Annotated in this window: 12 protein-coding genes; 11 read left to right on the top strand and 1 reads right to left on the bottom strand. The window is 30.5% G+C overall.

From position 1 onward, the window contains the following. Window positions 1–45 precede the first annotated feature (45 nt). Together ACREV6_RS01935 and ACREV6_RS01930 are read left to right on the top strand one after the other, a co-directional pair. The gene (locus ACREV6_RS01935) at window positions 46–999 is read left to right on the top strand and encodes an RluA family pseudouridine synthase (protein WP_431576347.1); all 954 of its coding nucleotides are present in this window, start codon (window positions 46–48) and stop codon (window positions 997–999) included. A gap of 42 nt (window positions 1000–1041) precedes the next feature. After that, complete coding sequence (locus ACREV6_RS01930) at window positions 1042–2670, top strand: putative polysaccharide biosynthesis protein (RefSeq protein ID WP_431576346.1); 1629 nt, start codon at window positions 1042–1044, stop codon at window positions 2668–2670. A 31-nt stretch (window positions 2671–2701) separates the two neighbouring features. Here the strand turns inward: ACREV6_RS01930 and spoVB are convergent, their stop codons facing one another. Further along, window positions 2702–4207, bottom strand: a complete 1506-nt coding sequence (gene spoVB / locus ACREV6_RS01925; RefSeq protein WP_431576345.1) for a stage V sporulation protein B — start codon at window positions 4205–4207, stop codon at window positions 2702–2704. Between the two features lie 350 nt (window positions 4208–4557). Between spoVB and ACREV6_RS01920 the strand changes: the two genes are divergently transcribed. From ACREV6_RS01920 to ACREV6_RS01880, 9 genes are all read left to right on the top strand, one after another. After that, complete coding sequence (locus ACREV6_RS01920) at window positions 4558–5151, top strand: ferritin family protein (protein ID WP_431576344.1); 594 nt, start codon at window positions 4558–4560, stop codon at window positions 5149–5151. 63 nt (window positions 5152–5214) lie between these two features. Further along, window positions 5215–6513: a PQQ-dependent sugar dehydrogenase family protein gene (locus tag ACREV6_RS01915; protein ID WP_431576343.1), complete on the top strand. Its 1299-nt coding sequence runs from the start codon at window positions 5215–5217 to the stop codon at window positions 6511–6513. 82 nt (window positions 6514–6595) lie between these two features. Then, a complete protein-coding gene (locus ACREV6_RS01910) occupies window positions 6596–7297 on the top strand; it encodes a zinc dependent phospholipase C family protein (RefSeq protein WP_431576342.1) in 702 nt (233 codons plus the stop codon). 91 nt (window positions 7298–7388) lie between these two features. After that, on the top strand, window positions 7389–7928 hold the full coding sequence (locus ACREV6_RS01905) for a methyltransferase domain-containing protein (RefSeq protein WP_431576341.1): 540 nt from the start codon (window positions 7389–7391) through the stop codon (window positions 7926–7928). Then, window positions 7903–9588 carry a B12-binding domain-containing radical SAM protein gene (locus tag ACREV6_RS01900; RefSeq protein ID WP_431576340.1) on the top strand — a complete coding sequence of 562 codons (1686 nt, stop codon included), beginning with the start codon at window positions 7903–7905 and terminating at the stop codon, window positions 9586–9588. Before ACREV6_RS01905 ends, ACREV6_RS01900 begins: the two co-directional genes overlap by 26 nt. A gap of 283 nt (window positions 9589–9871) precedes the next feature. Further along, window positions 9872–10198 (top strand): ATPase, encoded by a 327-nt coding sequence (locus ACREV6_RS01895; RefSeq protein ID WP_431576339.1) that lies wholly within the window; start codon window positions 9872–9874, stop codon window positions 10196–10198. Further along, window positions 10185–12143 carry a V-type ATP synthase subunit I gene (locus ACREV6_RS01890; protein WP_431576338.1) on the top strand — a complete coding sequence of 653 codons (1959 nt, stop codon included), beginning with the start codon at window positions 10185–10187 and terminating at the stop codon, window positions 12141–12143. The genes ACREV6_RS01895 and ACREV6_RS01890 overlap by 14 nt, the downstream gene beginning before the upstream one ends. A 13-nt stretch (window positions 12144–12156) precedes the next feature. Further along, complete coding sequence (locus ACREV6_RS01885; protein WP_431576337.1) at window positions 12157–12630, top strand: V-type ATP synthase subunit K; 474 nt, start codon at window positions 12157–12159, stop codon at window positions 12628–12630. 43 nt (window positions 12631–12673) lie between these two features. Then, a complete protein-coding gene (locus ACREV6_RS01880) occupies window positions 12674–13273 on the top strand; it encodes a V-type ATP synthase subunit E (RefSeq protein WP_431576336.1) in 600 nt (199 codons plus the stop codon). The last annotated feature ends 56 nt before the right edge of the window (window positions 13274–13329 follow it).

The following is a 13329-nucleotide window of genomic DNA, read 5'->3' as shown; positions in this document are numbered from 1 at the left end:
GTCATTAGATAAAAAACAAGAGATAGAAGAATTAGGAGGATATGGATGAGGATAGAAATCGGAGCAAATGAAGCAGGACAAAGAACAGATAAATTCATGAGAAAAGTACTTGGTGATGTACCACTCAGCAAAATATATAAAGCTTTTAGACAAGGTGACATTAGGGTCAATGGTAGCAAGATAAAAGAGAAACATTCACTAGTAGAAGGTGATATTGTTGAAACAAAATATATTACAAGTGAGTTTAAAAAGGAAGAATTTAAAAGAATTGAGAATAACTTAAAAATAACCTTTGAGGATTCAAATATATTAATGGTGGAAAAATGGCCAGGTGTTTTAGTTCATTCTGATAAAGTGGGTGGCGAACCAACTTTAATAGATTACGTACTCTCTTATTTATTTGATAAGGGAGATTATAGACCAGAAAATGAAATAACCTTTACTCCAGCACCATGTAATAGACTAGACAGAAATACTTCCGGTATAGTTATATTTGGTAAGAATTTCAAATCTCTTAAACTTTTGAATGAGATGATAAGAGAGCGAAACGTTGAAAAATTTTATATGGCACTAGTAAGCAATAGGATTAAAGATGGAGTTTACGAAGGATACATACGTAAAGATGAGGACGCAAATATATCACAGGTATTCGACACTAAAATGCCAAATACAAAAAAAATAGCAATGGAAGTTAAAAACATAGAAAGTTGTGGTACATTTTCTTTAATAGATATTAATCTTTTAACAGGAAGAAGTCATCAGCTTCGTGCGCATTTGAGCCATTTGGGAAATGCAATTGTTGGTGATTCAAAATACGGAGATAAAAAAATGAATAGTTTTTTCAATAATAAATATGGTTTAGATTATCAATTTCTATATGCATATAAGGCAACATTTAAGAATTGTCCAGAAGAACTATCTTATATGGAGAACAAAACTATTGCAGAAAGTTTACCACCAGTATTAAAAAAGATTAAAAAGGATGTATTTAAATTTTAGAGGCTGTTTAGAACACATTACAGCACCGAAGGTGATGATTTAATGAGTGAAAGTACAAATTTAAATAAACAATCTACCACAAAGGGCTTTGCCATATTATCTGCGGCAGGTTTTATGGTTAAGCTTTTATCATTACTCTATATACCTTTTTTAGGGAAAATATTAGGTGAGGATGGGCTAGGGGTATATTATTCTGCCTACAATATTTTTGTATATATGTATATATTAACAAACGCGGGTATTCCCGTGGCTATATCAAAGATGGTATCAGAGCTCATAGCAAAGGGAAATTACAAAGATGCGGTAAAAACTTTTAAAATAGCTAGATTTTTACTCTTGATATTAGGGCTGATTATGTCATTATTGATGCTTATTTTCGCAGTACCCCTGGCTAATATAACAGAAAGTTCTACTTCAAGACTCGCCATTATGGCCTTAGCTCCAACTATTTTAATAAGCTCTGTATTATCAGCTTATAGAGGGTATTTCCAAGGAAGAGGAAATATGACTCCCACAGCTGTATCACAGGTATTAGAACAGGTTGCAAACACTATTTTTACTTTAGTTTTTGCAATGTATTTTATAAAATATGGGTTAGCAGCAGGTGCAGCAGGTGGAACCATTGGTACAACAGTAGGTGCACTAGTTGCTGCAATATATATGGTTTATGCCTATGAAAAAAATAAAGTTTTTAAAGTCCCAAAAGGTTATAATAAATTAGATATAAAAAGACTTACTACTAAAAAATTAATAAAAAAACTATTAAGTTATGCCGTTCCAATGACAATATGTTTAGGAATACAACAAGCAGGATTACTAATTGATTTAAAATTAGTTAAATCAAGGCTTCTATTTGCTGGAATTGATAAAAACCAGGTTGAAGTTTTATGGGCTGTACTAAGTAAATATACAACACTTATAGGGGTACCTATAGCTATTATTTCATCTCTAGCTATAACTATCTTACCTTCGATATCTAGCTTAATGGCACTAAGGGATAAAAAAGCTGTAAGAAGTAAAGTTAATTATGCTTTTAGGCTATGCTTTTTAGTGGCAGTACCTTCCGCGGTTGGCCTTGCAGTTTTGGCTACCCCTATAGTAGACCTCCTCCATTATGGTTCTGGTGTTGGAAGATTACTTGTATATGGTTCAGTGGTAATAATACTTATGGCTGTGGTTAGTATTCAAACTTCAATTCTTCAAGGGCTTGGAAAACTCTACTTAGTTACCTTTTATGCAGTAATCGGATTAATAGGCAAAATAATTATTAATTATATTTTTGTAGCCATACCAAGCTTTAATATATTGGGTGCGGTTATGGGAAATGGAGTAAGTTTTGCAATACTTTTAATACTGAACCATAATACTATGAACAAAGAGCTAAGGGTTAGGGTTAATCTATTTAGTCATGCAATTAAACCGATAATAGCCTCAGGTGTCATGGCTATCGTTGCAAAACTAATGTATGGAAACTTTAATTTTGTATTTAGTTTTGTTCGCGAAGGGTATTTCGCTAATGCGATTGCTATATTAATAGCTATGGTTTTTGCCGTATTAACTTATTTCTTTATCTTAGTGTTAATAGGCGGAATAACTAAAGAAGATTTAGGGGTATTACCCCACAAGATTACGAAACTTATACCTAAGCATATTTTACATAGAATTAGGTAGAAAAGTAAACAAATCTAATGCTTTTAAAGCACTAGACTTGTTTACTTTTTTTTGTAAGGATATGAGAAAAGAATATTAGAGAGAAGCCCGTGGCAATAATTACTATGTTTTTAGTAATAAACATAGAGTTTGGCAAGGTATTATCTAAAATTTTCAATACAAAGTATAAGAATATGCTAAGGCAAATATTGATTAAAAATTCTACCCCTGAAAAATGTATATAGCAGCTCTTTTTAATGGCATTAATATTCAATATAAAGCTTACTACAGAGGTTATAATGAGAGTTATGCCATAGCCTAAAATGTTTATACGTGGAATACCTAATAATATATACAGTAATATAAGCTGGAGAATAGCGGTTATTACTGAATTTACTAAAAGATCTTTTTGCCTGCCAAGTCCATTCAAAATTCCAAAGGTTGAACCAGCCATGTACATGAAGGGCGAACTTAGCGCAGCAAGACGTATGTAAATGCCTAAGTCATATCTGTCAAAAAATAGTTTTCCCAAAGAGTCCCCAGTGCTTAAACATATTATCATAGTTGAAATGCCTAGCAAAAAAGAAATCTTTATAACTTCCATTATTCTATGCTCTAGTGCATTATAATCATTTTTAATAATACTTTTAGAAATATCCGGTGTTAAGATGGTTGCCATGGACATTACAATGATAAAGGGAAAGAACACAATGCTCATAGCCATACCTGAAAACTTGCCGATTAAGGCCAGGCTGGCGGTATATTCAAGGCCTGCGTAAACTAGACGTCTTGGTACAATCAAGGCGGATAGGGCGGAAATTATAGTGGTTAAAAAACCATTTAAGCTTAAGGGGAGTGAAACAACTAGGATGTTAAATAAAAGTTGAGCCCTTCCTTCGGTTTTTTTTCTGTAATCCCGAAATTTATTTTTGTTTTTTTCATAAAAGATAAATAGTAGAATAAAACTTATAAATTCTCCAATGGTTAAGGAAATATAAGTAGCGGTTACAGTAGAAGTTACAGTTTTTAATGCGAAAAAGTTTATTAGCCCAAGTATTATTGCCATTCTTACGAACTTTTCAACTACGTCTATGATTGCAGGTACTTTAACATTTGAAATACCGTAGAAATAACCCTTGTATATAGATGAAAGAGCAACAAAGATTAGGGCAGGACAAATAACCCAAAGGGAATATAGTGTTCTTGCGTCTTTTATTATATATGTACTAATGTAGGGAGAAAAAAGAAATACTAAAATCATTATTAATATACCCCATGCAAAATCAAAAACTAAGGCAATATGTACAGATTTGTTAAGATTACCATAATCATTTATTTCATAATAGGCTGAAGCTTCCTTTGAAATAGCTGTTACCATTCCACCACAAATAAGGCAAATGAATAAATCGTAAATAGGCATTACTAGGCTATATAGCCCCATACCTTCTGCCCCTAATTTTTTTGAAAGTAGAATTGAAAACATAAATCTGAGTATTCCAGCAGTTAAATTTGATACCGTGAGAATTATTGAGTCTCTATAGAAATTATCTTTAATCATAAAAGCCCCCTCCTCTTTCTTCCTAGTGGTAGTTAACAGTTATTAATAATTAGTATGTGAAGCTTTATGATTATATTCTAAAAGAACATGAAAATTATATAATGCTAAGGGATAGTGGGTTTGCGCCCAAGTTTATAAGGTTATTATGTGAAAGGCTCTCCAAATGGAGAGCTTTTTATGTTAGAATTAGTATATTAGTACATAAAAAAGCGACAAGTCAAATTAGATACAAAGAGCAAAAAGTTTATTAATAGAAAGCAGAAAGGGGGAAAGCAAGGTTGGGAGTTGCTTACCAGCGAGTAACAATTCCTTCCTCACTTTAGAAGTGGGAGCATCCTTGCTATAAAAATATGAAATGTTTGATATGTGGGATGAATATAAATATAAACAATTTTAATATGAATAATGATGGCTTAGTAGAGAATAATGAGAGAGAACATGTTAAATATTGCCCATTTTGTGGTGTTAGTGCTGTGTATTTAAAACCAGAAGACGAGATAAATTTTAAAGAAGAGATCTATTCTGAAAAAGGAATGTATAAAGTTCCTGCTGAAAGTTTAGATGAAAATACTTTAGTAATACTAGATCATGCTATGAAACTTGAAATATTTAATTCGGAATTTTATAATGCAGCGGCAAAGCTAGCAAATAGCAGTGATGCTAAACAAACCTTTGAAGCACTTTCAAAAATTGAGAAGATGCATGCTATGGTGCATCAAAAACTAGGAGGGTTCTACGAGTTACCTAAATTAGTGAAAATAGATTATAGCAAACATAAAAACGATGACAAAAGCTTAATGGAACTGGCAAAAAATAGAGAAATTCATGCTGCTATGTTTTACGAAAAACAAGGTGGGAAAATAAACAATTCAATTGTGAAACAAGTATTCCACGCTTTATGGTTAGTCGAACGGGACCATATACAAATTGCTGGAAATTATTAACACATATACTCTAATCTATGTAAATATATATAGATTAGAGTATTTATAATTTAGGGGGCAAGTATGAAGAAGACCATTGGTTTTATAGTGATTTTAGCTGCAATGGCTTTTGCGCTGTTTTCATTAAAGAGTTCTTTAAGTGAATATAGGATAACGGTGAAAGATGAAGGTATAAAATCACAGATCCTGTTTAAGGGATTAAGTGGAGCGGTAGATTTTACGAGGGACAGTGAAGGAAACTATTATATAGCTTTCAAAGACAGTGTACAGTACATTGATAAAGCTGGCAAAGCATATAATGTGTTTGAAAACAAGAAGCTAAGTATAACTAGTTTAGATTATAACAATAGTGTATTGTATTACGCATCGGGTGCATCAGTCTATTCTTATAATTTAAAATCAAAGGAAAATAATGAAATAATTAAGAATTTACCTAATTATGGGGATTATAATAAGAGCCTGATTAGAATTAATGGAGAATATCTATTTGTTACTATAGGGTCAGCAACTAATTCTGGGGTAGTGGGACAAGACAATTCGTGGATAGATGATTATCCACAAAATCATGATGTTTCACCAAAAAGTATAACAATAAAAGGAATTAATTTTGGAGAGGAGAAAACTGGATCATTTGTTTCATATAAAACTAAAAATATAAAGGGGCAAATTATAACAGGACATATGCCTGGAAATTCATCCATAATAATCTACAATCTAAAAACTGGAGCGCAGGGAAATTTTGCTTGGGGTATAAGAAATATGAAAGGAATAGATTTCAACAGCCAGGGTAAAATAATAACTTCTGTTGGAGGAATGGAGGATAGAGGTCTAAGACCTGTGAGTGGAGATAGTGACTATATATACGGAGTTAGAAAAAATGCATGGTATGGTTTTCCGGACTATGCTGGTGGAGATCCAATAAGTTCTCCTAAATTTAAAGGCGCGAATGGCAACAGTATACCATTTATTTTAGATCAGCACCCTACAACAAATCCACCTGCACCAATTTACCAGCATAGTGCAGTAGATAGTTTAGAAGGTTTATCAGTTGATACAATAGGAATTTTAGGTAATAAAGACTGTATATATTTCTATGAAAAGAATGATAATAGTATATATAGTTTAAATAAAATAAATGCGCTTAAAGAAAAGATTAACTTTGGGAGCGGCACCTATATATCTAGTATGAAGTTTTTTAAAAAATTAATTTTACTAGACTCTAAAAGCGGATATCTAATATCAATAGAAAAAAAACAGAGTGATGTTATAGGGAAGGGGAGAGAAAGATTTTTTTACTATTTATTAGCAATTGTAGTAACTTTAATAGTTAGCCTACTTGTAGAACTGGGCAAAAAGAACTAGAATAGAGTAATGCATATTGTTGCAAATTATTAATATGTTTTCAAAGTCAATTTAGTGTATACTAAATTAAGAGGTGAACAGGTTGAAGAAAAAAATTGAAGCTACTTATGGAAAAACTTTAAAAGCCTTAATGGTAACAGTAAATCCAATTAAAAAAAAGATTATGAAAACTCATTGTATTGTTCATAAATTTATAAATATTCAAGCTATCGAAATATTAAAGAATCAGGGATATAGTGATGTTCATAATTTTTATAAATCACATATAAAAGAATTAAACAATGGAGTTACTTGGGCAGATCAAGATTTTAAAAGCTCAAATCATTTTTATCATCATTTTAAGGGTACTGGCCTTTATGGATTTTCAAATGCATTAACTGAATTTCAAAAATATTATAAAAGAGCTTTGAAATTTGTGGAGGCAGGAGATATTAGGCAAGCAATGTTTTATTTTGGAGCAGCATGCCATTTAGTTCAAGATGCTACAGTTCCTCAGCATGTGAACAATAAACTCCTAAAAAGTCACAGAAATTTTGAACTTTGGATCATAAGTAAATTAATGAGTGATTATTCTTTTCCTATTTTCAATGAAATAATAAAGCAAGATAGGGTAGAAGACTATATAAAAAATAATGCGTTATTTGCTAATAAGACTTATAATTCTTACGCAAATGTAAAAAGCAAGGAAGAGAAATACAATAAAATATCTGTACTTATAGTTCAGAGGGCACAAAAGACTACCGCGGGGTTAATGATAAATTTTTATAATGAAATTAAGAAATAATTCCTTTATTTTAGAGGGATTATTTTGTTTTTGAAGAATAATTAAAAAACAAGTAAATATATAAAATTATATTTGATGAGGGGGTCAATAATTGAAAAGGGAGGTTTTTATAAATTTAGAGAAAGAAATTTTCAAAGGAAATATATTAGACATAGGTTTTTCTAATTATGGAATTATATACAATATATGCAAACAATTTATTGATGATAGTAATAGTGTAGAGTATATAGAAGGCAAAGGGGACAAGACAAAAATAGAGGAAGGAGCATATGACACTTGTGTACTGTTTTTTACTCTAAGTGATATAAAATTCACAAAGAGCAAAGAAAAATTGATAAAAGAGGTATATAAATTTTTGAAAGAAGATGGGTTATTATATATATGGGACATAGATAAGGGCTTTGCTAAAATTTTCAATTCAAGAATAAATATTGTGTTACCTGATAAAAGCACAAAAAAAATAAATTTAAGACAATTGAATTTATTTAAAAATAGTTCTAAAGAAAATACAATAAAAATTTTAAAGCCTTATTTTGAAATAATAACTATGAAAAATTCAGACAATATTTATTACATGATATGCAAAAGGAGAGGGAAACCAAAAGATGAAAGTATTATTAGTGGGAATTAATTCTAGATTTACACACAGTAACCTTGCAATTAGATATTTAAAAGCATTTACTGAGGATTTAAAGTATCAGTGTCTTATAAGAGAGTTTTCTATAAATGATAGAGTGGAGCGAATCGTTCAAGAAATTATAGCTGAGAAAGCAGATATTGTGGCTTTTTCTTGTTATATATGGAATAGAGATTATGTTAAACAGATATCTGATTTACTAAAACTTATAGATAGTAATATAAAATTGTTATATGGAGGGCCAGAAGTATCTTTTGACAGTGAAAATTATTTGAAAGATAGTTTCGCAGATTACTTAATTGAGGGAGAGGGGGAAGAAACCTACAGAGAATTTATAGAATATATGATAGCAGGTAGTGACCTTAAAGATGTTAAAGGGTTGTACTATAAAGAAAATGATGAAATATTTTATGGCGGTAAAAGAGCACTTATGGATTTAAATAAGATTGTTTTCCCATATAACATTGAGGATGATTTAAATAACAAAATAGTATATTTTGAAGCTTCACGTGGATGTCCTTTTAACTGCAAATATTGTCTTTCTTCAACTATACGTGGAGTTAGGTTTATGGATTTAGAAAGGGTTAAAGTTGATTTAAAGTTTTTAATAGATAAGAATGTAAAACTTATAAAATTTGTTGATAGAACTTTTAATTGTAATGATAAATTCGCTATGGGAATTTGGGAATATTTAATGAGTTTAGAGACTGATACCACTTTTCATTTTGAAATCTCAGCGGATGTATTAAATGATAAGCAGCTTAAACTTTTAGCAAAGGCACCAAAGGGTAGATTTCAGTTTGAAGTAGGCGTTCAGACAACAAATGATGAAGTTTTAAAAAATATAAATAGATTCGTAGTTTTTGGCGATATAAAAAAACAGGTTATGGAGCTAAAAAAATATGGCAATATAAAGCAACATTTAGATTTAATTGCAGGACTTCCAGGGGAAAACTTTGAATCCTTTAAAAAGTCCTTTAATGATTTATACGCCATAGAACCGGATGAAATACAACTTGGATTCCTTAAAATATTAAAAGGGGCGCCTATGAAAGATGAAGCAGAAAAATGGGGGATTGTTCACTCGAACTATACTCCCTATGAGGTGCTGAAAACCAATGACATAAGTTATGATGAAATCATTCTTCTAAAAAGAGTTGAAGAGATGGTGGATAAATACTATAATTCTGGAAAATTTAAAACTATATTAAAATATTTTATTCCTAAATTTGAATCTGTTTTTGATTTTTATTTGTGTTTAGGCACGTTTTTTTATGATAGTGGGTATCTTAGTAGAAGTATATCTTCTGTAGATTACTATAAGATATTTATTGAATTTAATGAGGGAAAACTTAAAGGTGAAAATTTCGCTTTAAAAGAGATTGTTAAATATGACTATCTTAAATATAACAAAAAGAAATGGCTTCCAGATTTTCTATTTAGAGATGTGAATAAGGAAATAGAAAGAGGGATTAAAGACAAGTTTCTACAAAACAGCACTATAGAAAATGCAAATAATATTCATGTTGAAAAATTCATGATTAATATTTTAGATTATATAGAGAATAATAATATTTGTGAGGAACCTCATTATTTAATTTATGATATTAATGATGAGGAGAATGTAAAAGACGTAACTTGTATTCTAATTTAAAAATATGAAAGAGTAAATATTAGTATATTTCAAAAAAAACCATAAGTCCTGTTAAAAAGGGTCTTTACGACAAGAAAATGAGTTAATATTACGAATATTTGTTAATTTTCAAAAAAATCAGTTGAAATTTATATTAATACTAAGTATAATCAAGTTGTATTCAATACTACATAAAGTATAATGATAAATAACAGATTTAATTGACTATTTGTTGTTATAAAAAAGTATTAATTATTTAATAATACTAATTATAACTATTGATTAGAAAAAAGGTGGTGATATTTTGGCATTAGAAGCAATAAAAAGTATAAAAAATGCAGAGGAGCAAGCGGCAGATAATATTAATAAGGCAATTGACCATGGCAAGGATATATTAAAAAAATCTGAGACTTCCGCTGAAGAGCAATACAAAAAAGTTTTGGATGCTGCTAGAGAAGAAACTAAAAAAATCATCGAAAATGCTAAAGAAGAAGGTAGAATAAACTCAGAACCGATTTTAGAGCAAGGTAAAACAGAAGTAGAGGGTATTCTTAATTTAGAAAGTGAAAAATTTAATAAAGCAGTAAGCATAGTGGTTGAGAGGATAGTGAAAAATAATGGCAATAGTTAAAATGAGTAAGTTTACATTATTTGCCTTTGAATCACAAAAGGAAACTTTACTAGATAGCCTTCATAGATTTGAAAATGTTCAATTTATAAACCTGCAACAAGTTGAAGAAGAACATTTACAATCTCTCAAAAAGGACTCAGAAAACGAAAAAGTTTCCTATATAGAAGGTGAACAGGCAAAAGTAAAATTTGCTCTTGACCTACTAATAAAGCATACCGAAAAAGAGGGCGCCATAAAATCCTTAGTCAAGGGTAAAAGTTTATTGAATTATGATAAATTAGAAACACTAGCTAAAAAATCAAATTATATTGAAAACTATAAAAGATTAAAAGAAAAAGACAACGCACTAACAGAAATGAAGAATGAAAAATCTAAAATTAATTCTGAAATAGAAGCGTTGACTCCTTGGATATCACTAGATTCTTCTTTTGAGGATCTAAAAGCATTAAAATCCACTCTATTTCTAATGGGGTCAATTCCAAAAATTTCTAAAGATGCTTTTAGAGAAAAATTTGACAGTGAAGTTCCATATTCCTATTTAGAAGTTATAAGTGAAGGAAAAGATGGAATAAATATGATTGCTTTAATATATAAAGATTCTGAAGAGAAAGCTAAAGAAATTCTTAAGAACTATAGCTTCAACGCTATTAATTTAAAATGTGATGGAATTCCATCACAGCTTTTAAAAGAATTTAAGGCAAGATTAGAGGCTATATCTAAAGAAGAAGAAATCATAAATAGTGAAATAAAGGAAGACTGCCAGTATTTAGAGGACTTTAAGGTTGTTTATGAAGATTTATCAAATAAACATATAAAAGCTTCAGCTTGTGAGAATTTCTTAAAAACAGAAAGCGTAGTTGCTATAGAGGGATGGGTACCTACTGAATTAGTTAGTGATTTAGAAGGTACAATAAAGTCTATAACTAAAGAAGAATTTTATTTGGATATAGAAGGAGCGAGTAAGGAAGATGACCAGGTGCCTATACTTTTAAAAAATAATGCATTGGTAGAACCCTTTGAGTCAATAACTTCAATGTATAGTTTACCTAAATATTCAGAGATAGATCCTACGCCGCTACTAACACCATTTTACATGGTATTTTTTGGAATGATGGTAGCAGATATTGGATATGGTGTAATAATGCTCATAGGTTCATCACTTGCATTGATGAAATTTAATTTAGATGAAGGTCAGCGAAAGTTTGTAAAATTCTTTACATTACTAAGTATTCCGACAATAGTAGCAGGTATTGTTTATGGAAGTATTTTTGGGGATTTAATCCAATTTAAGTCTTTAATAAATCCTAAAGAAGATATAATGACTTTATTAATTATTTCTGTAACAATGGGTGCATTCCAAATTTATTTTGGTCTTGGAGTTAAAGGTTACATGCTTATTCGTGATGGTAAACCGATGGATGCTATTTATGATGTTTTAACATGGTATTGTGCATTAACAGGAGCGTTTTTATTATTAGCTGGAGCAAAACTAGGATTAAGTCCATCTGCAAGTAACATAGGTAAATGGGTTATGATAGCAGGAATGGTAGGCATAGTATTAACTCAAGGAAGAGAAAATAAAGGCATAGGTGCAAAGCTAGGTGGAGGAATATATGGTTTATATGGGATAACTAGCTATGTAGGAGATTTGGTTTCATATTCAAGAATTATGGCTATTGGACTTGCGGGGGGATTTATAGCAGCCTCTTTTAATATGATTATTAAAATGTTGCCATCACCCTTTAATATTATTATAGGTGTATTTATATTTGTGTTTGCACAGACATTTAATTTATTATTAAGTGCATTATCAGCTTATGTTCATAGTGCAAGACTTCAATATGTAGAGTATTTTAGTAAGTTTTATGAGGGTGGAGGAAAAGCATTCAAAGCCTTTAAATCAAAGAATCAATACGTTACTGTAGTAAAAGAAAAGCAAATTTAAGGAGGAATTAATTATGACGTTAATGGAATTTTTAGTTAAAAATGGTGGGTATGTTTTTGCTGCCTTAGGGATGGCGCTTGCAGTAATTTTACCAGGAGTAGGATCAGCAAAGGGTGTAGGTATAGTTGGTGAAGCGGCGGCTGGACTAACAACTGAGGAACCGGAAAAATTTGGTAAAGCACTTATTCTTCAGTTGCTACCAGGTACACAAGGACTTTATGGTTTCGTTATAGGATTATTTGTATTACCTAAATTAGATCCTAACATGACTTTAGGTATGGGATTATTCTTATTTATGGCTTGTTTGCCAATAGCTTTTGTAGGATTATATTCAGCAATTGCTCAAGCGAAAACAGCTGCAGCTGGTATAGCAATACTTGCTAAAAAACCAGAACATATTGCTAAAGCTATAATATATTCTGTAATGGTTGAAACCTATGCGATTTTAGCATTTGTTGTTTCAATAATTTTAGTTTTTAGTATATAAGACATTCTAAATTTTAAATTTAGAAGTTAGAGGATGTGAATATATGTCAAATTTAGAAAGTTTATCTGCTAAGATAGTAGAAGATGCTAATATTAGAGCGGAAGCTATATTGAAAGAAGCTAATGATAATGGGAAAATAATGGTAGAAGATAAAACGAAAAAAGCAGAGGTACTTAAAGCCCAAATGCTTGAAAAAACTAAAATTGAAGCTATTACAGTTAAACAAAGGATTATATCAAATGCCAAGCTAGCGGTTAGAAATGAAAAATTAGTGGCTATGCAAAAGATGATTGACAAGGTATTTGCCAAATCCCTAGAAAACCTTTTAGTAATGGGTGAAAATGAATACTTTGAACTTGTAAAAAAATACCTTTTATCAATGCCAATAGTAGGGGATGAAGAAATAATACTTCCTGGGAAATATAAAAGCATTGTAAGTGAAGAATATTTATCCCAAATAAATGCAGGACTAAAAGCCTCTGGAAAAATAGGCGAAATAAAGTTGAGTTCAGAGTCTAGGGACATAAACAGTGGATTTATAGTACTTAAAAATGGTATAGAGATTAATAATACTTTTGAAAGTCTAGTTAACTCTTTAAGAGCTGAGCTAGAACCAGAAATTGTTGAACAATTATTCAAATAAATTTAAGTAAGATAACAATTAACAATTGTTATCTTACTTAAGCAAAACAAGGAGGA

Source organism: Clostridium sp., from assembly GCF_050717515.1.
Taxonomy (GTDB): domain Bacteria; phylum Bacillota; class Clostridia; order Clostridiales; family Clostridiaceae; genus Clostridium_AD.
This window is presented reverse-complemented; position numbering and strand designations above follow the sequence as displayed.

Excerpts from the sequence above, each read along its gene's own strand:
- ACREV6_RS01935 (WP_431576347.1), top strand. The coding sequence starts at position 46 with ATGAGGATAGAAATCGGAGCAAATGAAGCAGGACAAAGAACAGATAAA.
- ACREV6_RS01930 (WP_431576346.1), top strand. The coding sequence starts at position 1,042 with ATGAGTGAAAGTACAAATTTAAATAAACAATCTACCACAAAGGGCTTT.
- spoVB (WP_431576345.1), bottom strand. The coding sequence starts at position 4,207 with ATGATTAAAGATAATTTCTATAGAGACTCAATAATTCTCACGGTATCA.
- ACREV6_RS01920 (WP_431576344.1), top strand. The coding sequence starts at position 4,558 with ATGAAATGTTTGATATGTGGGATGAATATAAATATAAACAATTTTAAT.
- ACREV6_RS01915 (WP_431576343.1), top strand. The coding sequence starts at position 5,215 with ATGAAGAAGACCATTGGTTTTATAGTGATTTTAGCTGCAATGGCTTTT.
- ACREV6_RS01900 (WP_431576340.1), top strand. The coding sequence starts at position 7,903 with ATGAAAGTATTATTAGTGGGAATTAATTCTAGATTTACACACAGTAAC.
- ACREV6_RS01890 (WP_431576338.1), top strand. The coding sequence starts at position 10,185 with ATGGCAATAGTTAAAATGAGTAAGTTTACATTATTTGCCTTTGAATCA.
- ACREV6_RS01885 (WP_431576337.1), top strand. The coding sequence starts at position 12,157 with ATGACGTTAATGGAATTTTTAGTTAAAAATGGTGGGTATGTTTTTGCT.
- ACREV6_RS01880 (WP_431576336.1), top strand. The coding sequence starts at position 12,674 with ATGTCAAATTTAGAAAGTTTATCTGCTAAGATAGTAGAAGATGCTAAT.